This window comes from Flavihumibacter sp. UBA7668, assembly GCF_002483205.1.
Classification (GTDB): Bacteria; Bacteroidota; Bacteroidia; order Chitinophagales; family Chitinophagaceae; genus Flavihumibacter.
Genome location: NZ_DLHM01000004.1, coordinates 120,034 through 140,572, shown reverse-complemented (window position 1 = coordinate 140,572; position 20,539 = coordinate 120,034). Strand labels below are relative to the sequence as shown.

Annotated in this window: 19 protein-coding genes and 1 pseudogene; 12 read left to right on the top strand and 8 right to left on the bottom strand. The window is 42.7% G+C overall.

All coding sequences use genetic code 11. The features are described from left to right. Positions 1–8: 8 nt before the first annotated feature. From gatC to B2746_RS08675, 3 genes are read left to right on the top strand one after another with little or no spacing between them, the layout of a single operon-like run. Positions 9–299: an Asp-tRNA(Asn)/Glu-tRNA(Gln) amidotransferase subunit GatC gene (gatC, locus tag B2746_RS08685; RefSeq protein WP_290792459.1), complete on the top strand. Its 291-nt coding sequence runs from the start codon at positions 9–11 to the stop codon at positions 297–299. Between the two features lies 1 nt (position 300). Then, on the top strand, positions 301–1,014 hold the full coding sequence (locus B2746_RS08680) for an ABC transporter ATP-binding protein (protein ID WP_290792458.1): 714 nt from the start codon (positions 301–303) through the stop codon (positions 1,012–1,014). Positions 1,015–1,056: 42 nt separating this feature from the next. Then, complete coding sequence (locus B2746_RS08675) at positions 1,057–1,617, top strand: cob(I)yrinic acid a,c-diamide adenosyltransferase (RefSeq protein WP_290792457.1); 561 nt, start codon at positions 1,057–1,059, stop codon at positions 1,615–1,617. Between the two features lie 213 nt (positions 1,618–1,830). Here B2746_RS08675 and B2746_RS08670 read toward each other — a convergent pair. The 3 genes and pseudogenes from B2746_RS08670 to B2746_RS08660 form a co-directional block, all read right to left on the bottom strand. Then, positions 1,831–2,136 (bottom strand): annotated as a pseudogene (locus B2746_RS08670) (transposase); the annotation flags it as partial. After that, positions 2,137–2,325 carry a hypothetical protein gene (locus B2746_RS08665; protein WP_290792456.1) on the bottom strand — a complete coding sequence of 63 codons (189 nt, stop codon included), beginning with the start codon at positions 2,323–2,325 and terminating at the stop codon, positions 2,137–2,139. 223 nt (positions 2,326–2,548) lie between these two features. Then, positions 2,549–3,199 carry an ABC transporter ATP-binding protein gene (locus B2746_RS08660; protein ID WP_290792455.1) on the bottom strand — a complete coding sequence of 217 codons (651 nt, stop codon included), beginning with the start codon at positions 3,197–3,199 and terminating at the stop codon, positions 2,549–2,551. A gap of 123 nt (positions 3,200–3,322) precedes the next feature. Here B2746_RS08660 and B2746_RS08655 point away from each other — a divergent pair, with 123 nt between their 5' ends. Then, complete coding sequence (locus B2746_RS08655; protein ID WP_039131553.1) at positions 3,323–3,544, top strand: DUF2795 domain-containing protein; 222 nt, start codon at positions 3,323–3,325, stop codon at positions 3,542–3,544. Positions 3,545–3,635: 91 nt separating this feature from the next. Here the strand turns inward: B2746_RS08655 and B2746_RS08650 are convergent, their stop codons facing one another. The 4 genes from B2746_RS08650 to B2746_RS08635 all read right to left on the bottom strand — a co-directional run bounded on the left by B2746_RS08650 (position 3,636) and on the right by B2746_RS08635 (position 8,237). Further along, a complete protein-coding gene (locus B2746_RS08650) occupies positions 3,636–4,445 on the bottom strand; it encodes an enoyl-ACP reductase FabI (protein WP_290792454.1) in 810 nt (269 codons plus the stop codon). Between the two features lie 60 nt (positions 4,446–4,505). Then, positions 4,506–6,164, bottom strand: coding sequence for a DNA repair protein RecN (recN, locus tag B2746_RS08645; protein ID WP_290792453.1), 1,659 nt, complete (start codon positions 6,162–6,164; stop codon positions 4,506–4,508). A 205-nt stretch (positions 6,165–6,369) separates the two neighbouring features. Further along, a complete protein-coding gene (locus B2746_RS08640; RefSeq protein ID WP_290792452.1) occupies positions 6,370–7,125 on the bottom strand; it encodes a zinc ribbon domain-containing protein in 756 nt (251 codons plus the stop codon). Positions 7,126–7,139: 14 nt separating this feature from the next. Next, a complete protein-coding gene (locus B2746_RS08635) occupies positions 7,140–8,237 on the bottom strand; it encodes a Nif3-like dinuclear metal center hexameric protein (RefSeq protein WP_290792451.1) in 1,098 nt (365 codons plus the stop codon). A 106-nt stretch (positions 8,238–8,343) separates the two neighbouring features. On the opposite strand from B2746_RS08635, the gene B2746_RS08630 reads away from it, so the two are divergent. The 6 genes from B2746_RS08630 (at position 8,344) to B2746_RS08605 (ending at position 16,862) form a co-directional block, all read left to right on the top strand. Continuing rightward, entirely contained in the window at positions 8,344–9,876 is a 1,533-nt protein-coding gene (locus B2746_RS08630) for a carboxypeptidase M32 (protein WP_290792450.1), read from the top strand. Beyond that, complete coding sequence (locus B2746_RS08625; protein ID WP_290792449.1) at positions 9,873–10,280, top strand: hypothetical protein; 408 nt, start codon at positions 9,873–9,875, stop codon at positions 10,278–10,280. Before B2746_RS08630 ends, B2746_RS08625 begins: the two co-directional genes overlap by 4 nt. 4 nt (positions 10,281–10,284) lie before the next feature. Further along, positions 10,285–14,700, top strand: coding sequence for a PKD domain-containing protein (locus B2746_RS08620; protein WP_290792448.1), 4,416 nt, complete (start codon positions 10,285–10,287; stop codon positions 14,698–14,700). A gap of 4 nt (positions 14,701–14,704) precedes the next feature. Continuing rightward, complete coding sequence (locus B2746_RS08615; protein WP_290792447.1) at positions 14,705–15,745, top strand: PorP/SprF family type IX secretion system membrane protein; 1,041 nt, start codon at positions 14,705–14,707, stop codon at positions 15,743–15,745. A gap of 114 nt (positions 15,746–15,859) precedes the next feature. Further along, positions 15,860–16,330, top strand: coding sequence for a redoxin domain-containing protein (locus tag B2746_RS08610; protein WP_290792446.1), 471 nt, complete (start codon positions 15,860–15,862; stop codon positions 16,328–16,330). Positions 16,331–16,532: 202 nt separating this feature from the next. Continuing rightward, positions 16,533–16,862: a T9SS type A sorting domain-containing protein gene (locus B2746_RS08605; protein ID WP_290792445.1), complete on the top strand. Its 330-nt coding sequence runs from the start codon at positions 16,533–16,535 to the stop codon at positions 16,860–16,862. A gap of 569 nt (positions 16,863–17,431) precedes the next feature. Here B2746_RS08605 and B2746_RS08600 read toward each other — a convergent pair. Then, positions 17,432–18,604: a class I SAM-dependent rRNA methyltransferase gene (locus B2746_RS08600; protein ID WP_290792444.1), complete on the bottom strand. Its 1,173-nt coding sequence runs from the start codon at positions 18,602–18,604 to the stop codon at positions 17,432–17,434. 139 nt (positions 18,605–18,743) lie between these two features. On the opposite strand from B2746_RS08600, the gene B2746_RS08595 reads away from it, so the two are divergent. Continuing rightward, on the top strand, positions 18,744–19,328 hold the full coding sequence (locus B2746_RS08595) for a nucleotide exchange factor GrpE (RefSeq protein WP_290792443.1): 585 nt from the start codon (positions 18,744–18,746) through the stop codon (positions 19,326–19,328). Positions 19,329–19,336: 8 nt separating this feature from the next. Further along, on the top strand, positions 19,337–20,506 hold the full coding sequence (gene dnaJ / locus B2746_RS08590; protein ID WP_290792442.1) for a molecular chaperone DnaJ: 1,170 nt from the start codon (positions 19,337–19,339) through the stop codon (positions 20,504–20,506). The last annotated feature ends 33 nt before the right edge of the window (positions 20,507–20,539 follow it).

Sequence of the window (20,539 nt, the reverse complement as noted above, 5' to 3'; positions counted from 1 at the left end):
GATAGCATATGGAATTGACAAAAGAAATGATAGGGCAATTGGCCCGATTAAGCCGGCTTCATATTGATGAGGCGGATGCCCTGCAGTTGACCGATGACCTGGGCAGGATGATCCATTTTGTAGAAAAGTTGCAGGAATTGGACACCACAGGTGTTGCGCCTTTATTGCATATGACCGACAATGTGGATGTTCTTCGGCTGGATGAAGCGGGTGTTGCGCTGGAACGTTCGGTTGCTCTTTCAATAGCACCGGATGCAGATGACCAGTATATCTATGTTCCTAAAGTGATTAAAAAATAATATGAGCGAATCCATCATACACCTCGACGGTATCCATAAGAGTTATTTTATGGGAAAGCAGGCGGTTCCCGTTCTGAAAGGAATTACCATGGATATATTCAGGAATGACTATGTTGCCCTGATGGGACCTTCAGGCTCTGGAAAAAGTACCCTGATGAATATTCTGGGTTGTCTGGATTCGCCCACCATGGGCAACTATGTTTTAAACGGACAGGATGTTTCAAAAATGGAGGACGATGATCTGGCAACTGTCCGGAATAAGGAAATCGGGTTTGTGTTTCAGCAATTTAATCTGTTGCCGCGATTAACGGCAGCAGAGAATGTGGCACTTCCACTGGTATATGCAGGATTGGCCAAAAAGCAGCGGAATGAAATGGCTTTGGAGGTATTGAATCGGGTGGGATTGGCAGACAGGAGTCACCATAAACCCAACGAGTTAAGTGGGGGTCAGTGTCAGCGGGTTGCAATTGCACGTGCGCTGGTAAATAATCCGACCCTGATACTGGCAGATGAGCCAACCGGAAACCTTGATTCCAAAACATCCGTGGAGATCATGGCGATATTTGATAAAATCCAGGCTTCAGGAAATACCGTGGTGCTGGTTACCCATGAAGAAGATATTGCACATCATGCGCACCGAATTATACGGCTGCGTGACGGATTAATTGAAACCGATAAAAAGAATATTCGTCAGGAAGCGCCGGCCTTCCAATAAACTTTCTGAACTTTTTGTTGTTTGATCTGGTAGAAACCAATTATGGCTTTAAAGATTTATACCAAAACCGGAGATACCGGCACCACTTCTCTTATTGGAGGAACCAAGGTTCCCAAGAGCCATATCCGTATTGATAGCTATGGTACGGTAGATGAACTGAATTCTTATATCGGGCTCTGTAACGATCAGCTCACCGATTCCGCTTCAAAACTTATGTTGAAAGAAATTCAGGACCGGCTATTTACGATTGGATCTTCACTGGCCTGTGATCCTGAGCGTGAGCCGCTGATGAAAATTCCGGATCTGAAAGAATCAGATATCGTTCTGCTGGAACAGGAAATCGACCGGATGAATGAAAACGTTCCAAGAATGCGTTCCTTCATCCTGCCAGGCGGACATGTATCCGTTTCCTCCCTTCATATAGCGCGATGCGTTTGCAGAAGGGCAGAGCGCCTCTGTGTGCAAATGCAGCTCGATGGCGGATTTGTAGATCCGCTGGTGATCAAATACCTGAACCGTTTGAGTGATTATCTATTCGTGTTGAGCCGCTATACCGGGCATTTGCTGGGTGTTGAGGAGATACCGTGGAGGCCAAGAAGGTGAAAGGTGAAAAGAAAGAGGTGAAAAGAAAGAGGTGAGAGGTGAAAGGTGAGAGGTGAGAGATGAATGGTCAATGGTGAATGAAGTGAATAAGGTGAACTGGGTGAATAAGGTGAACTGGGTGAAATTCACTTGAGACTCTTTAGTTTTTTGTGTAATCGCATTTTTTCGATCACTGTAAAAAGAAGTTAGTTTTTAGTGATCAAGGGAGACGGATTAAATATACTGGCATCTCTCTGCAAAGAGCGTAACGAACTGATGGAGCATAAGCCCCCGGTTATGGGGTGGCTGGCTCCATTTTCGTTGTGAGTTCATTATTGCCAGGTATACTGCTTTCTCAGCTGCCTGATCATCAGGGAATTGAAGTTTTGTTTTGGTATATTTCCTGATATTTCTATTCAGGTTTTCGATCGTATTGGTTGTATAGATCATCCTGCGGATCTCCATCGGGTAATCGAAGAAGTGCGTCAGACAGGCCCAGTTATTTCTCCAGGATTGTATAGCCAGCCGATATTTGCTGCCTCATTTCTGGGTTGTTGCCTTCTTTGGAGTATTTCTCATACCCAAGGGATCATCCAGTTCACCCTGCAACATTTGTTCAATACCTTCTTTGTAAAGATTATTAAAGAAGGTCTGGAAAGCTTCCTTATTCTTGAACTGCTTAAAAAAGTTCTTTGGAAGGTCCAATGATTGGTTGTGGTTGTTTTCCATACAAAAAGCTGTATTTAAAAGTTACGAAATAAAAGCCTACTGACCCTATTCTAACTTCTAATTACAGCTCTTAAAATCTATTTACAAAAAGTTCTAAACGCTACTAAAAATAATCAACAAGGATATTTAAACCTTTTCACCTATGACCATTCACTTTCTTCACTTTATTCACTTTATTCACTTTCTTCACTTTCTTCACATTCTTCACTTTCTTCCCCTCCCCTCAAATCGTTCTCCCGTCCTTCATTTGAATTACCCGATCGCTCATCTGGGCAAGTTCTTCGTTATGCGTAACAATCAAAAAGGTTTGATTGAGTTCTTTGCGGAGCTGAAAGAACAGCTCGTGCAGATCGCGGGCATTGGTTGAATCCAGGTTACCGGTGGGCTCATCAGCAAACACGATTCTGGGATTATTGATGAGGGCCCGGGCTACTGCTACCCTTTGTTGCTCTCCACCGGAGAGTGCGGAGGGTTTATGATCGATCCGATGTCCCAGTCCCAATTGCTTCAAAAGGCTCAGCGCCCGCTCCTCCACTTCTTTTTTGGATCGTTTACCAATCCAGCCTGGGATACAGACATTTTCAAGCGAGCTGAATTCGGGCAACAGGTGGTGAAACTGGAATACAAAACCGATGTATTGGTTTCTGAAGGCGGATAATTGCCTGGCGCCCATTCCTGTTATGCGGGTATTATGGAGCATAATCTCCCCCTGATCTGGCTGATCCAGGGTTCCTAAAATATGTAAGAGACTGGATTTCCCGGCACCGGAAGAGCCTACAATGCTGACAATTTCCCCTGCCTGGATGGAGATATCGACTCCTTTTAACACTTCTACCGAGCCATAGGCCTTATGAATATTTCTTGCTTGAAGCATGCAACTAATTCTAATATATGAAAATCATAGGTATACGAACCAACAATATTAAGCGTTGTTAGTGAAAGGATTTGGAAATTTCGTATTAACCCCTACATTTGCCGAAAATTTAAAACCTCTACGATGTTCTGGACACTTGAATTGGCATCCTACCTGGAAGACGCTCCCTGGCCAGCCACCAAAGACGAGCTGATCGACTACGCCATCCGTAGCGGAGCTCCTATTGAGGTAGTTGAAAACCTGCAGGAATTGGAAGATGAAGGAGAAATATATGAAGGCATCGATGATATCTGGCCCGATTACCCATCACAGGAAGACTTTTTCTTCAACGAAGACGAATATTAGATAAAGTGGGAAGTAGGAAGTGGGAAGTAGGAAGTTAAACTACGGAGCAATACTTCCAACTTCCAACTTCCCACTTCCCACTTCCAACTTCTTACTTCTCCCGGGTCATAACTTCCATGCTTACGCCGGTGGTTGAATAACCGCCATCATGAAACAGGTTCTGCATAGTAACCATTCTGGTTAAATCAGAGAATAAGGTGATACAATAATTAGCACAATCTTCAGCTGATGCATTTCCCAAAGGCGCAATTGAATCCGCAAAATCGTAGAAATCTCCAAACCCTTTGATTCCGGTGCCTGCCGTTGTTTTGGTAGGTGATTGTGAAACGGTATTGATCCGGACATTTTTTTCTTTCCCGTAATGGTATCCAAAGCTGCGGGCAATTGACTCCAGCATCGCCTTGATATCTGCCATATCTGTATAAAAAGGATAGGTCCGCTGGGCTGCCATATAGGTGAGGGCAACTACACTTCCCCATTCATTAATCGCATCCAGTTTCTTAGCTGCTGCAAGCATTTTATGAAGCGAAAGGGCAGAAACATCAATTCCTTTCTGGAAATAATCGTAGTTCAATTCAGGGTAAGGAATATTTTTCCGGATATTAACGCTCATTCCGATAGAGTGTAATACAAAATCAATTTTACCGCCCATTATTTCCTGGGATTTGGTAAAGAGGTTTTCCAACTCCTCCATATTGGTGGCATCTGCTGGAATAATTTCTGCGCCGGTTTTTTCAGCCAGTTTTTTTATTTCTCCCATACGCATGGCAATGGGAGCATTGGTCAAAACGATGGTTGCACCTTCTTCGTGTGCTTTCTCAGCTACTTTCCAGGCAATTGAATTCTCATCCAATGCGCCGGATATAATGCCTCTTTTACCCTTTAATAAGTTATATGCCATAATGAAAATTTAAAATTGACTTGTATTTATGGAGCGAAAATAAGCAGTTGAAGTTATTATTCAGGAGTTCATAATCAGTTCTCTTGCATTTTCAATGGCTATGGCGGATGGTTTATCTCCTCCCAGCATTTGCGCAATGGCGGTAATCCGCTCTGGCTCCGTGAGTGACTTAATATTCGTCTGGATATTTTTTCCCAGTTTTTCCTTGTAAACAAAAAGATGGCGGTCGGCTTTTCCTGCAATCTGGGGTTGATGCGTAATGCAGATCACCTGACGGGATGAGGCCAGTTCTTTCATAATTAATCCAACCTGCCGACTGGCTTCACCTGAAATACCGGTATCAATTTCGTCGAATAAGAGAGTTGGCAAATTGATTTTTTTTGCCACGAGCGATTTGATGCACAACATCAACCTGCTTAATTCGCCCCCACTAGCAACCTTACGGATCGGCGCAAACTGGTTACTTTTATTAGCATCAAAGAGAAAATCAATGGAGTCTGTTCCATGCGGTCCGGGCTCCGCTTTATCCAGCTGTATTTTCAACCGTGCATTGGGCATTCCCACCCGATCAAGTAATTGTGTAACCTGCTTTTCGATAGAAGTCAACTGTTTTCTTCTTGCATCACTCAGTTTATCCGCTAATTCTTTCATCTTTTTTTCAGAAGCGGCCAGTTGTTTTTTTATTGCATTGATTTGTTCGTCCAGTTCCTCCATGCTACCCAGCTTTGCCTGCAATTCTGACTGCAGGTTTAATAGTTGACTGGTGGATTGAAATCCATGTTTTTTCAACAGTCTGTAACCGAGGTTGAGACGTTCATCAATCCAGGCGATTCGTTCGGGATCATACTGGATTTTATCACTTAGGCGATCTGCTTCTTCTGCAATATCATCCAGTTCGATTTGGGCCGCAAGCAACCTGCTTTGCAACTCCTGTATGGTAGTTTGCGCAGAAGTATAAGGAGCTAATTGCTGCGATACTTGTTTAATTACCTGCACCACCGGAGTTTCTGCTGTTTTCAACTGTAGCAAAACAGCAGAAAGTGCCAGTTTAATTCCTTCTGAACTATTTAATAAACGCAGCTCTTCTTCCAGCGATTCCAATTCATTTTCAGTGAACGCAGCTTCTTCCAATTCATTGAATAAAAATTGCAGGTAATCCTGTTCTTTGGTGCCGGAATTCTTACGTTCTTCGATGGCAGCCAGATCACGACGGAATTTTATCCAGCTTAGATATTCCTGTTGATAGGAGGGTAAAACGATCTGGTTATTGGCCATGGCATCCACGACCATCATTTGAAAGTCTGCCGATCCAAGTGAAAGTGTATCAAATTGCCTGTGAAGATCTACCAGCAGAAGTGCCAGGTTCTGCAGCTGTGTAAGGGAAGCCGGTGTGTCGTTGATGAAGGCTCTTGATTTTCCGTTTGGAGCAATTTCCCGACGAAGCAGCAATTCTTCACTTTGATCCAATTCTTCTGTTTCAAGAAAAGACCTGATTTCCTGGTTTTCCGAAACATCAAATACGCCTTCAACAATGGTCTTTTTTTCTTTGTTGACGATTATACTGCTATCTGCCCGTTGCCCTAATATGAGCGACAGGGCTCCCATAAGGATGGATTTACCTGCACCAGTTTCGCCAGTGATTATCGTTAATCCCGAATCAAAGCTGATATCCAGTTCATCAATAATAGCATAATTCCTGATTCGCAATTCCTGCAACATACACTCTAATATGCCGGCAATTTAGGTAATTGTTAGCCGTGCATCAACCAACCCGAAAAAAATCCGCTAAAAAACGGTTACTAATCCTTCACCGGTCGGGTGGCACCCGACCGGTGAAAAAAAAGGAAATAAAAAGGCCCGTTTTGAACGGGCCTTTCATTTAATTATTTTCACTTCCTACTTCTCACTTCCTACTTCTCACCTCCTACTTCACCTCAACTCCATCATTCAGTTCGCTGTCTACCAGAATACGACCGCAGTTTTCACATACGATGATTTTCTTACGCTGCTTGATTTCACTTTGACGCTGCGGAGGAATTGCGTTGAAGCAACCACCACATGCATCTCTTAATACAGGAACTACAGCCAGACCATTCCGGTAATTCTCACGGATACGATCATAGGATAAAAGCAAACGGGCTTCCACTTTTTCACGGGCTTCAGAAGCCAGTTTATTAAATTGCTTTTCTTCTTCTTCCGTTGTAGCAATAATTTTTTCGAGTTCTTCTTTCTTGTGCTTTAAAACACCTTCTTTGGTTGCGATGGCTTTCTTTGCTTTATCCAGACCAACTACTTTATCAGAAATTTCCTCATTGGCATCCTTGATATGCTTTTCCGCAAGCTTAACTTCCAGCTGCTGCATTTCGATTTCCTTGGTAATAGCTTCAAATTCGCGGCTATTTTTCACATTGGTACTTTGTTTTTCGTACTTTTTGATCAGGGCTTCCGCATCTTGTATGGCTGTTTTTTTCTGGTTAATGAACTCATTAATGCCATTGATCTCTTCTTCAATTCTTGTCTGCCGGGCATGCAAGCCTTGAATTTCATCTTCAAGATCACTTACCTCAATCGGCAATTCTCCTTTCAGAATCTGGAATTCATCGATTTTGGATTCGATCTTTTGTAAGCTTACAAGAGATACCAGTTTTTCTTCAACCGAAAAGTCTTTGACAGTTGCCATATAAGTTTTTAGAATTAGATATAATAATTCACCGGATTGGTTTTCACCTCCGTTTTGAAGACGGCAAAGGTAGGAAATTTTTCCGCCAAAATATCATATAGCAGATCTATGGTGTATTGCTCGCTCTCAAAATGGCCGATATCCGCAATTACCAGCTGCCCATTGGCATCAAAAAATTCGTGATATTTCATATCAGCAGTAATATACATATCAACCTTATTGCGTAATGCACTGGAAATCAGAAAACTACCAGCTCCACCGCAAATCGCTACCAGCTTAATTGATTCTTTTACAAGCGGACTATGTCTGATTACAGGTACTTTAAACAGCTTTTTCAGTGATCCAAGCACTTCATTTACAGGCAGTTCCGTTTCCAGTTCACCAATCAGTCCGGACCCGATGCCCTGTGCAGCATTGGTTAAGGAATACAGATCATAGGCCACTTCTTCATACGGATGATGCGTAATCAATGTGTTCACGATACCGGCTTCCAAAGCAGCCGGATAGATCATTTCAATTCGGGTTTCCTTTTCATAGTGCCGTTCACCTGGTTCACCAACAAAAGGCCGGCTACCTGGTCCGGCTCTAAAACTGCCAAAACCCTCTGTTTGAAATCCGCATTCACTGTATTTGCCTATGGATCCGGCACCTGCATCAAACAATGCATTACTCAATTTTTCTGCATAGTCATTCGGAACAAAGCTGACCAGTTTTTTCAGTTGTCCCTGTTTGGAAGCCAGCACCCGTCGGTTTTGAAGGCCCAATAAATCGGCTATTTTACCATTAACTCCGCTGATAATATTATCAAGATTGGTATGAGTAGCATAAATCGCGATATCATGCTTTATGGCAAAAACCAGCGCTTTTTCCACATAGCCCGAGCCGCTGATTTTCTTTAACCCAGAAAACACGATCGGATGATGGGCAACGATCAGGTTATTTCCCTTAGCAACCGCTTCTATTAAAACTTCCTCAGTAGCATCCAGTGCAACAGTAATGCCGGTACACACCCAATCAGGATTTCCGGTTATCAGTCCGGCATTATCATAGGTCTCCTGTAATGACAAGGGCGCCATCTTTTCCAGTAAAGCTGTAATTGCTGAAATTTTCATGGTTCAAATATAAATCCATTCACCATTCACCTCCCCCCCTTGCACAATTATCCACTAAATCAGGCTGGCTTGTTTTTTTCCTTAGATTGCAGGAGAATTCCTGCCTATGGACCAATTGACGACTACCCCAGCACTGTACGAAGCATACAAAAAACGGTTACAGGAAATTGCAGATATCCGGTATGCTACTGCCCTGCTACAGTGGGATCAGGAGACTTATATGCCAGCTGGCAGTATTACAACCAGATCCAGACAAATAGCCACTCTATCCGAATTGGCGCATGCCAGGTTTACCGAATCGGTTACCGGTGAGTTACTGACAAATCTGTTGGAAAGAAAAGACCTAACGGAAGAACAGCGATCCAATCTTGAGCTAAGCCAATACGATTATCAGCAGCAGGTCAAACTTCCATCCGGTTTTGTTCGGGAATTAAGTGAAACCATTTCCAATTCATTTAATCACTGGGTAGAAGCCAGAAAAAACAATTCATTTTCGCTGTTTGCGCCCTGGCTGGAGAAGCTGGTAACACTTAAGAGAAAAGAAGCTGAATTAATGGGATATGAACATCATCCGTATGATGCCCTTTTAAATCAGTATGAAAGAGGCTGCACTACCGAATTACTGGATCAGCTTTTCTCCCGACTGAAACCTGCGTTGGCGGAATTGCTCGCGGAAATAAAACAGCAGCCTCAGGTCGAAAACCGGATACTGAAACAACATTTCCAGGAAGATCAGCAATGGGCATTCAGCATGGATTTGCTGGAGAAAATGGGGTATAATTTTCATTTTGGTCGTCAGGATAAAGCCGCCCATCCCTTTACCATCAATTTCAGCAGTGAGGATGTTCGAATAACAACCAGGGTTCGCGAAGAAGATATAAGTTATATGACATGGAGCACCATTCATGAACTTGGACATGCTTTGTATGAATTGGGATTACCCAATAATCAATACGGATTACCCCTGGGTGAAGCTGCCTCCTTAGGCATACATGAATCACAGAGCAGGTTATGGGAAAATAATATTGGAAGAAGTCTTGCCTGGTGTACCCATTTTTTCCCGGTTCTTAAATCTTACTTTCCGCAGCAATTGGAGCCATACGGGCCGGAAGATTTGTTTCGTGCCATAAATAAGGTGCAGCCATCCCTAATCCGGACGGAAGCAGATGAATTAACCTATCATTTTCATATAATTATACGGTATGAGGTGGAGAAAGCGCTGGTTGAAGGAAGCCTGGAGGTGAATGCGGTTCCGGAGTTCTGGAAACAGCGCTATCAGCATTATTTGGGCATTGATGTACCGGACGATTCCAATGGTTGTTTGCAGGATGTACACTGGAGTCATGGAAGCTTTGGGTATTTTCCAACTTACAGTCTGGGAAGTATATATGCTGCCCAATTTTATGCGACCCTTGTAAAACAGGTTCCAAAATTCGAAAAACTTCTACAAGAGGGTGAATTTGAAATTGTAAAAAATTGGTTATCAGATAATGTATATATACATGGAAGAAAATATACAAGTGAAGAGCTTTGTAGAAGAATAACCGGAAAAGGAATAGATCCTGAGGATTTTATGCAATATGCCAGGGATAAATACCGTTTCATCTATGCATATAAACTGGAGGGTATAATACTATGAAAAAACTGGCCTTGATAAGCATGGCTGTATGCCTGTTGATGGCTTGTAAAAAAGCTATTGATGAAAAAAAGGAGGAGGTTATCCTCAATGCTATCACAAATGGCCAGTGGTACATATATTCGTTCAAGGAAGGCGATGTGGACCTGTCCAATTCATTTTCACCCTATACTTTTCAGTTTTACCGCGATGGTAAATTAAGCGGATTTACAACTGATACGGAGGATAAGGGAACCTGGGTTGGCGACGTTAATACGCTTTCCATTACCACCAATTTTCCAGCTGCAGGCGAACCGATAACAAAGTTGAATGCGGTATGGAAGATTACGAATAATACGTGGGACTATGTAAAAGCAGAAACAACGGTCCAGGGTACAAAAAATCTGTTGCATCTGAAGAAGAAGTAGAACCATGAAAAATCTGATATCCGATCTAATTCCGAATCCCTTTGGAAACAAGTTGCTTTCTGAAAAAACAAAAACCAGCTTGTTGACTCGTAACCTTTTAATCATCATTTTGCTTCTGGCAACAGGTACACTGTATGCCCAGACGCAGGTTCCTGTGGCCAACTTTACGTCCAATGTAACGGAAGGATGTGCTACATTAAGCGTTCGGTTTACCGACCAATCCACCAATTCCCCCACTTCATGGGCATGGGATTTTGGAAATGGACAGTTATCTGACCAGCAAAACCCGACAACAACCTATGCAACCCCGGGTGTTTATACAGTACGATTAACCGTACAGAATGCAAGAGGGGTAGATGGGATTGTAAAAACCAGTTATATAACTGTTTTTCCTTCAGCCCGCATCGATTTCACAGCCAACACAACGGTTTCCTGTATACCGGCGGTAATACGCTTTCAGAATGGTGTGGTATTGCAGGGGCCGGGAACAATAACATCTTATTTGTGGGACTTTGGTGATGGCAGCACTTCAACGGAAGCAAATCCGGTAAAGACTTATACTACTCTGGGATTTTTCACGGTGCGTTTAACTATTACTACAGACAATGGATGTACAGTAACATCTACCAGAACCCGCTTTATCCGGATCATCGGTGGTGTTACTCCAAATTTTGATTTTTCTCCATTGGATGCATGTAATACGCCAATCGGAATCAATTTTAACAACCAGTCAACAGGCCCGGGCACCCTTAGTTATCGATGGTCGTTCGGTAATTCAACCACATCAACAGATAAAAATCCATCTGCCAGTTATGCTTCCACAGGAAACTATAATGTAAAACTTGTAGTTAACAGTAGCTACGGTTGTTCCGATAGTATAACCCAATCCATAACCGTTGCAGGCAATCAGACAAGCTTTACTGCTCCGTCAAGTTCATGTCCGAATAAAGCGTTGAACTTTGTAAATACCAGTAGTCCGCTTCCCAATAATTCTGAGTGGGATTTTGGAGATGGTACTTTTTCTTTTGAAACCAATCCGGTTAAATTATATACAACACCTGGCACATATACAGTACGATTGACCAACAGGTATGCTGATTGTGAGGGAACCACTACAAAAACTATTACCATCACAAATCCACCTGCAATTGATTTTACTTCGGATGATACAAGTGGATGTCAGACACCGCATGAAGTACAATTTCAGAGTCAGGCTACTGGAGCAAGCAGCTGGTTATGGGATTTTGGTGATGGGAGCACCTCAACCGAGGCCAATCCCACGCATAGCTACACTGATTTTGGTGAGTATGATGTGCGTTTAACTATTACAACTGCAGACAGTTGCACCGCTACAATTTTCAAACCTGCGTTTGTAAAAATTGCGGATCCTGTAACTCCGGTCATTCTGAACAGCACAGCTGGCGGGTGTGTTCCTTTTACCTATACACCTCAGTTAGATCCCACAACAATTGCAGATATTGACAGTTATCAATGGGATTTTGGAAATGGTGTAACCAGCACCTCTCCCACACCTAGTAATACCTATGCAAGTGTTGGCACCTATACAGTTCGTTTAACAGTTATATCAAAAGGAGGATGTAGTGAAACAATTACACTAACCAATGCAATAAAAGTAGGCACAAAACCAAGTGCTGATTTTACGGTAGATAAAACAAATTCCTGTGCAGGAGAGCCCTATCAATTCACTTCCACTGCAACGCCGGCGGATGAATGGCGCTGGGATTTTGGTGATGGCGGAAGCTCAACTGCGGAAAATCCGGCTTACCGATATCAGGATACAGGCTTCTTTGCAGTTCGACTAATTGCCTTTAATAATGGATGTGCAGATACCGCAGACAAGGCCAATCTGGTTTATGTATTGGCTCCTGTTGCTCGATTTACTCCGCAATATTCCTGCGCAAATCCATTAACAGTGCAATTTCTGGATAATTCGATTGTGGATCCAACCCATGGTCCGGCTACCTATTCCTGGAATTTTGGAAATGGACAAACTTCCACACAAACCAATCCGACAGTTACCTATGCCGGTTATGGTTCCTATACGGTAACATTAACGGTTACAGATCCGTTATGTACCTATACCAGAACAACAAATATTCATCTGTTTGAACTCATCAATAATTTTACCATCAGCAAACCCTCTGTTTGCCGGAATGAATTATTCACGCTTACAGCAGGTGGAACATCCACCCAATATATAAGTTCCTACATCTGGCAAATTGAGGGACAGCCAGCTGTTCCAGGAGGATCAATTTTCCAGACCAGAGTACCTGTAAATGGCGTGTTTGATATTACCCTGACCATGGTTGATGTCAATGGATGTACTATTACGAGAACTATCACAGATATGGTCTCTGTTGTGGGCGCTGTTGCCGATTTCTCTGTAACCAATAATGGAGGTTGCGTAAACAGTGAAGTAACCATTGCTGACCAGTCTACGCCTGCAGGATCAATAACTCAGTGGAATTTTAATTTTGGCGATGGGGAAACCGGAAGTTTTACGGCAACTCCGCTCAATCATATTTATCGTAATCCGGGTACTTATTCCATCAAATTAACAACTACTGATAATATCGGTTGTGTGGATACCATTACCAAAACTGCTGCCGCCAATATTACCAAGCCATTTGCAAAATTTGCAGCAGCGAGTACGATTTATTGTCCGGATATTGATCTTCAATTCCGTGATTCTTCCACCGGATCAAATCTTAGTTATCTGTGGGATTTTGGAGACGGAACAACATCAACAGATCGGAATCCTCTTCACCAGTATACCGGACCGGATTCTGTTTATACCGTTAAATTATTTATTGAAGATGCGCAGGGATGTACAGATTCACTGATCAGGGAACGATATGTTCGCATACTTTCTCCCAAGGCAGATTTTTCTATGATTGATACATCAGCTATCTGTCCGCCTTTGGAAACAAAATTCACTTCCCATGCAGCGGATTATGACTCTTTATATTGGGATTTCGGAGATGGCAATACCAGCAATCTGCCCAATACGAATAACTTCTTTAATACATACGGTAATTATACGGTTCGTCTGCATGCGATTGGATATGGAGGATGCAGGGATACTGCTATTGGCACTGTAAATATTTATAATCCATTTACTGATTTGGTATTTAATTATAATCCAATTGAAGAATGTAATGAGATTACCGTTGACTTCAACGTAGTACCGCCACCAAACACGAAATACTACCTGATTTTTAATGATGGTTCTGCGGATTCATCACAGGCGAATCAGATTACACACACCTATCGATTCCCGAATTTTTATCGTCCATTTGTTCGGCTGGTAGATAGTCTGAATTGCGAAGTTGCCGTAGGCAGCCGTCCAACCATTATGGTAAAAGGGGTTATACCTGCCTTCAATACCGATACGCGTGAATTCTGTGATAACGGCGCTGTTAACCTTAGTGATTTCAGTATTGGTAATGACAGTGTAACAATCCGCCGCTGGGATTTTGGAGATGGATCTCCCAATGTATTTGATGAGTTGAATCCTTCTCACCAGTTTACCCAGCCTGGCAGGTATGTTATTACACAACATGTAACAACGGAAACCGGATGTGAGAACAGTTTTACTGATACGGTAAGAGTATACAGAACTCCTGAGCCAGTCATTTCCGGACCGGATGAAATTTGTCTGTTTGAATTATTGGGACAGCAGGGTTCCACTGTAGTTCCCGATAGCGCAACGATCTGGAGATGGAGTTTAGGAAATGGACAAAATGCCAATACCAAAGATGTAACTGTTCGATATACCAACTCAGGACAGGCTGTCATGAATTTAACCGCTTCCGTTGCATTTGGTTGTTCAACCACTGTGTCCAAAAACATAACTGTATGGCCACTGCCTACCATTGACAATGTTCCTGAGATTATTATTCCATTAGGGTTTGAAACTACCTTACCCATAATTTACAGCGACAATGTTGTACAATGGGCATGGACACCTTCCACTGCACTGAGTTGTACGGATTGTCCCACGCCAATTGCTAACCCAACCTTCAACACCAATTACAAAGTCAGTGTGGTGGATGACAATGGTTGCAGGGCTTCCAGCAATATAGTGGTGAAAGTGATCTGTGAAAACAGGAATTATTTTATCCCGAACACCTTTAGTCCGAATCGGGATGGACAAAATGATATTTTCTATCCGAGAGGAAGAAGTTTGGACAGGATTCAATCTATGCGAATATTTAACCGTTGGGGTGAACTGGTGTTTGAAAGAAAAAATTTCCCGGCCAATTCGCAGGCAGATGGATGGAATGGAATGATTCGCGGGCAACAGGCGGCATCCGATGCTTATGTTTATATAATTGAAATCATCTGCGAAAACGGACAGGTGGTTCCATTAAAAGGAAATGTAACGCTGCTCAGATAAACCTATGAAAAAGATTACCAACCATATTACTCACCTCTTTCTGCTTTTGGCAGTCCTGGTGTCTGGCAAAAACAGCCATGCACAGGATATACATTTTTCGCAGTTTTATGAGGCCCCTTTATTAAGGAATCCATCACTTGCTGGCATATTCACCGGTGATGTCAGGGCACAGATTGTTTACCGTGATCAGTGGAACAGTGTAACCAATGCATTCAAAAGCGGATCGGTGAATGCAGAATATAAAATGCCGGTTGGCAGTGGTGATGATTTTATTACAGCGGGATTACAACTTCTGTTTGATAAAGCCGGATCGGTTTCATTATCGACTACACATTTATTACCTGCTATCAATTACCATAAATCATTAAGCAGCGATAGAAATATGTATCTCTCAGTTGGGTTCATGGGAGGGTTGGTACAACGCCGACTGGATCGCTCAAAAATTACAACTGATAATCAGTATATTGGTGGTGCCTTCAACCCAGCGGCTGCAGATGGAGAAACAATGATAAATGCGAATTACAGCAATCTGGATGCAAGCGTTGGCGCAAGTTTCAACAGTAGCTTTGGTACTGATCAGCAAAACAATTTATTTGTAGGATTAGCTTATCACCATATTAACCGTCCCAAAAATTCTTTTTACCGAAATGTAAATGAAGCACTTTACCCGAAATGGGTTGCTTCCGGCGGAGTTAAATTTGATGTAGGCGATCAGGCATTTTTTAACCTCCAGGCAGATTATTCAAAACAGGGTCCCACGGATGAAATTATTGGTGGTGCTATGTATGGATATAAAATAGGCGATCCGGAAATGCCGGACTATATTGTGCATCTTGGTGCATTTATGCGTCTTCGTGATGCCCTTATCCCTGCTGTAAAAATAGATTACAATCCATTTTCAATCGGGCTCAGCTATGACGTGAATGTTTCACAATTAAAGACAGCAAGCCAGGGAAGAGGTGGTTTTGAACTTTCAATTACTTATATTGGCTTTCTGAACAGAGATAATTCTACCAGAGAGAAAGTTTTCTGTCCCCGTTTTTAATCTGTCCCTCAGCAAAACCTATTGGTTAATGACTGAAGAAAAAATCCCGGCTTTTGGCCGGGATTTTATTTAACCTTTTGTGTACCCTGTTGTTATTTGAAAAAAACTAAATTTATGGGTATTACTATTGGCCAGTCCGCACCTTCTTTCAATCTGTATGATTCCGAAAAAAACAAAATTTCTCTTGACGACCAGAGAGGAAAAAATGTTGTTCTCTTATTCTTCCCGCAGGCTTTTACGGGGGTATGTACAACAGAGCTTTGTTCTGTAAGAGATTCTATCAGTCAGTATAATGATACCAATGCGCAGGTATATGGAATTAGTGTGGATTCAATTTTTACGCTGGCAAAATTTAAGGAAGCCCAGCAATTGAATTTTCCATTGTTAAGTGATTTCAACAAAGAAGTGTCTGCCAAATACGATTCTCTTATAGATAATTTTGTATTTGACATGAAGGGGGTTTCTAAAAGGGCGGCATTTGTTATTGACCGGGAAGGAATTATCCGGTATGCTGAAATTCTTGATAAAGTGACGGATTTGCCAAATTTTGAAGCGATCCGCGAAACGCTGGAGAAGATTAAGTGAATAGTGAATAGTGAATGGAGTGAATAAGGTGAAGAGGGTGAATTGTAAGAAAGTTACCCATTCACCTTATTCACTTTATTCACTCCATTCACTATTCTTCCCCGCGCAACGTTTCAGGGGGGATTTTATTTTAACAGCCGGGGATTGTATCTTTGAAAAAATAGGATTATTTTGTGACGAACGCTGAAACCCGAAATCGACTATGAGGATATTTTTTACACTATCCATAAGTCTGCTTTTAACATATACTGGATTTTCCCAGTCGGGTAAACCTGCGTCTGATCGTCCGGCAGTTCGATTTTACCCCAACCCTGCTGTAACTCAGATCACGTTCGATTTTCCAAAAGTTGTGTCACGTTCTTATACTTTTCAGGTATTCAATTTTCTTGGCAAAAAAGTGCACGAACAAAAAGATCTTCAGCCCAAAACCACTATTGATTTAAGTGAGTATTACAGAGGCATCTACATTTTTCAATTGCGCGACAATACCGGTAAAATTATTGATACCGGTCGTTTTCAGGTAGTTAAATAGGAAGAAAAGGAAACAAAGGGGAAAAAGTGGAGAAAGTGGAAAAGGCTATAAATCAGTATTTTAGAAATCACCACTTAGCCATTTCTTATATGTTTCTTCTCAAGGCTGGTACGGCAATTAAATTCTACCTGTTTTAACATCAAAAGGTTGCCATCAACAATGGTTCGCTCACCTTTTTCTCCTGCTGGAAGCAAATTCTTTACTTGTTTTCCGGCTGCCTTCCGAAAGCGTATGTGTTTTCTTGGATTTTTCCTGAAATATTAAAAATGCCGGTTTGTTGAGCCATGCTTGCTGGCTCCGGTGCAGGTCCGGCACAGGTGCGGTACAAGTCCGGGATAAGTCCGGGGATGCTGGGGAAATCACGGCCTGTTCTCCTTACATTTCCGGCCAGAGAAGGCATCTAAAAGCAGGGTGGCTACCTGATTGACCAATGTTTACCCAAAATACCCTTTTACGTAATTGGCAGTTATTGGATTTCCTGAAAAACAACTATGACGGTGCTTATAAATGGGATTTTCCCCTTTCTTCCTCCCTTATCTCCTCTTCCTCCATTGTCCCCTCTCCCTTCCTCAAACTACCTGCACAATCAAAAATTTCAGGTAATGGGTGTTTTCCTGTCCCCATACGATGGGATGATCGCTGGCCTGGGTTTGGTACACTACCTGACGGAGGGTGCGTTTGGCATCTTTGGCAGCCATCTGTATAATTTCGAGGAACAGCTCGGGTTGAACCAGATTGGTACAGGAAGTGGTAACGAGGAAACCACCGGGTTTAATTAGTTTCATCCCGCGAAGATTGATTTCCTTATAACCGGTAATAGCTTTCTGAAGGTTTTCTCTGCTTTTTGTAAAGGCGGGGGGATCGAGCATAACCACATCGTACTGACGTCCATCTTTTGCCCAGGCTTTTAGAACATCAAAGGCATTAACAGTTTCAAACCTGCAACGGTCGGCATATCCATTCAATTCGGCATTTCGATTGGCCTGTTCTACGGCAGATGGAGAAATATCGAGACCGAGGACAGATTTCGCCCCATAATGAGCCGCATGAATTTCAAATGTTCCGGTATAGGTAAAGGCGCCGAGCACCTCTGCATTTTTGACAATATGCTGAATGGCTCTGCGATTATCCTGCTGATCGAGAAAATAGCCGGTTTTTTGCCCGTTTTCGATATCTACCAGGAACTTCAGCCCATTTTCCTGAATTGTAATTTTTGTATCAAAGGGATCAGAGAGGAAGCCTTTGAGTTGGGGAAGTCCCTCCAGTTCACGAACCGGCACATCATTCCGCTCATAAATGCCTTTGGGTTTGAAAATTTCCTGAAGGGCAGCAACAATGGCAGGTTTCCAGTTATCCATACCAAGTGCCAGGGTTTGCAGTACGAAATAGTCGTTGAATTTATCAATAATCAGGGCAGGCATCCAGTCAGCTTCACCAAAAATAAGGCGGCAGTTTTCGGTATACCCGATTTTTTGGCGGTATTCCCAGGCGGATTTTATCCGGTTATAAAAGAATTTATCATTGATTTCTTCATCTTTTTTCCGGGTTAGTAACCGTACCAGAATCTGTGACTTAGGATTGGCATATCCTCTGCCTACAAATTTTTTGTCATGGGTGAAGAGATTGACAATATCGCCTCCATCAAGCGGGCCATCTATGGTATTGACTTCATTTGCAAATACCCAGGGGTGTCCGTTTTCAACGCGTCTGCTAATCTTCTTTTTCAGGAATACATTCGTCATATGGGCGCAAAGTTAGGGTGGATCGGGTTGGGATAAGACAAAATGTCCCGATTTGAACCTGTGGCAAAAAAATTGCCCTTATGCTCAGATCAAAAAACAAAGCAAACTGAACAGGCTATTGAGCGGTTTTCCGCCAATAATGGCAAAAATTGCTAGGTTTGCTGCCAATTTGTACGATATGGAAGAAAAAGAATTTAAGCCAACAGAGAACGAAATGGACATTAATTCAGACAGTGATGTACCGGGAACCAATCACCTGAATGAACCAGTAAAGGAAGTTGGTGAGCTGGAAAAGCTGGAATTGGAGATTGCCGATCTGAAGGACAAATACCTTCGCCAGGCGGCTGAATTTGACAATTTCAGGAAACGGACAGCAAAAGAACGGCTGGAATTGATTCAGACAGCCGGAAAAGAAGTGATTGGTCAGTTGCTGGAAGTGCTGGATGATACGGAAAGAGCGCAAAAGCAGATGGAGAACAGTGAAGATCTGACAGCGCTGAAAGAAGGTGCGCACCTGATCTTTAATAAACTTCGGACGGTATTATACGGGCGGGGTTTAAAACCAATGGAAACCATTGGCACTGAATTCAATCCGGATTTACATGAAGCGATTACCGAAATTCCATCTCCTGAGATGGCAGGAAAAGTAATTGATGAAGTAGAGAAGGGATATTACCTGAATGATAAGATTATCCGGTTCGCCAAAGTGGTAGTCGGTAAATAAGAAAATACATGTCAGCAAAAAGAGATTATTACGAAATATTGGGTGTTGGAAAAACGGCATCAGCGGATGAGATCAAAAAAGCTTACCGGAAAGTAGCCATGCAATATCACCCCGACCGTAATCCGGGGGATAAAACTGCTGAAGAAAAATTCAAGGAAGCAGCAGAAGCCTATGAAATACTGAGTGACGCTGATAAACGGGCGCAATATGACCGGTATGGTCATGCAGGTGTTGGGAATGGAGCACGTGGATACGGCGGTGGTGCCAACATGAATATGGATGATATATTCAGTCAGTTTGGGGATATTTTTGGTGACGATATATTTGGATCCTTTTTTGGCGGACAGGCAGGGGGCAGAGGCCGTGGCGGGCAACGATCAAGAGGAACCCGTGGCAGCAACTTAAGGGTAAAGCTGAAATTGAATTTTGAAGAAATTGCCAAAGGAGTTACCAAAAGCATCAAGGTTAAAAAATATGTTGGTTGCACCACCTGTTCCGGTTCCGGAGCCAAGGATAAAAGCAGCATACAGACCTGTGGTACCTGCGGAGGTTCCGGTCAGGTGCGGAAGGTGACAAGTACCTTCCTGGGACAAATGCAGACTGTTACTACCTGTCCTACCTGCAACGGGGAAGGTTCCACCATAACAGCGAAATGTGGAAATTGTAAAGGTGAAGGCAGGGTATATGGAGAAGAAACCGTAACAATTGATATTCCGGCCGGGGTTCAGGAAGGGATGCAACTGAATGTTTCGGGAAAAGGAAATGCCGGGGAGCGGGGTGGATCTCCCGGAGATCTGATTGTACTGATTGAAGAAGATGCACATAAGGACTTACATCGTGACGGTCTTAATGTAGCCTATGATCTGTATATATCCATACCGGATGCGATATTTGGAGCAAATGTGGAAGTACCGACTATTGATGGCCGTGCCAAAATAAAAATTCCGGCTGGCACACAGAGCGGGAAAATTTTTCGGCTGAAAGGAAAGGGATTCCCGGCAGTTAACAGTTATGAAAAAGGCGATCAACTCATTCATGTAAATGTCTGGACGCCGCAACATGTTAATGGTGAAGAAAAAGCAATGATGGAAAAATTGCAGCAGTCCGAAAATTTCCAACCAAAACCGGATAAGAACGAACGAAGTTTTTTTGACAAAGTCAGAGAAATCTTTTCATAATTAAAAAGCCGCAGATGTTTCATCTGCGGCTTT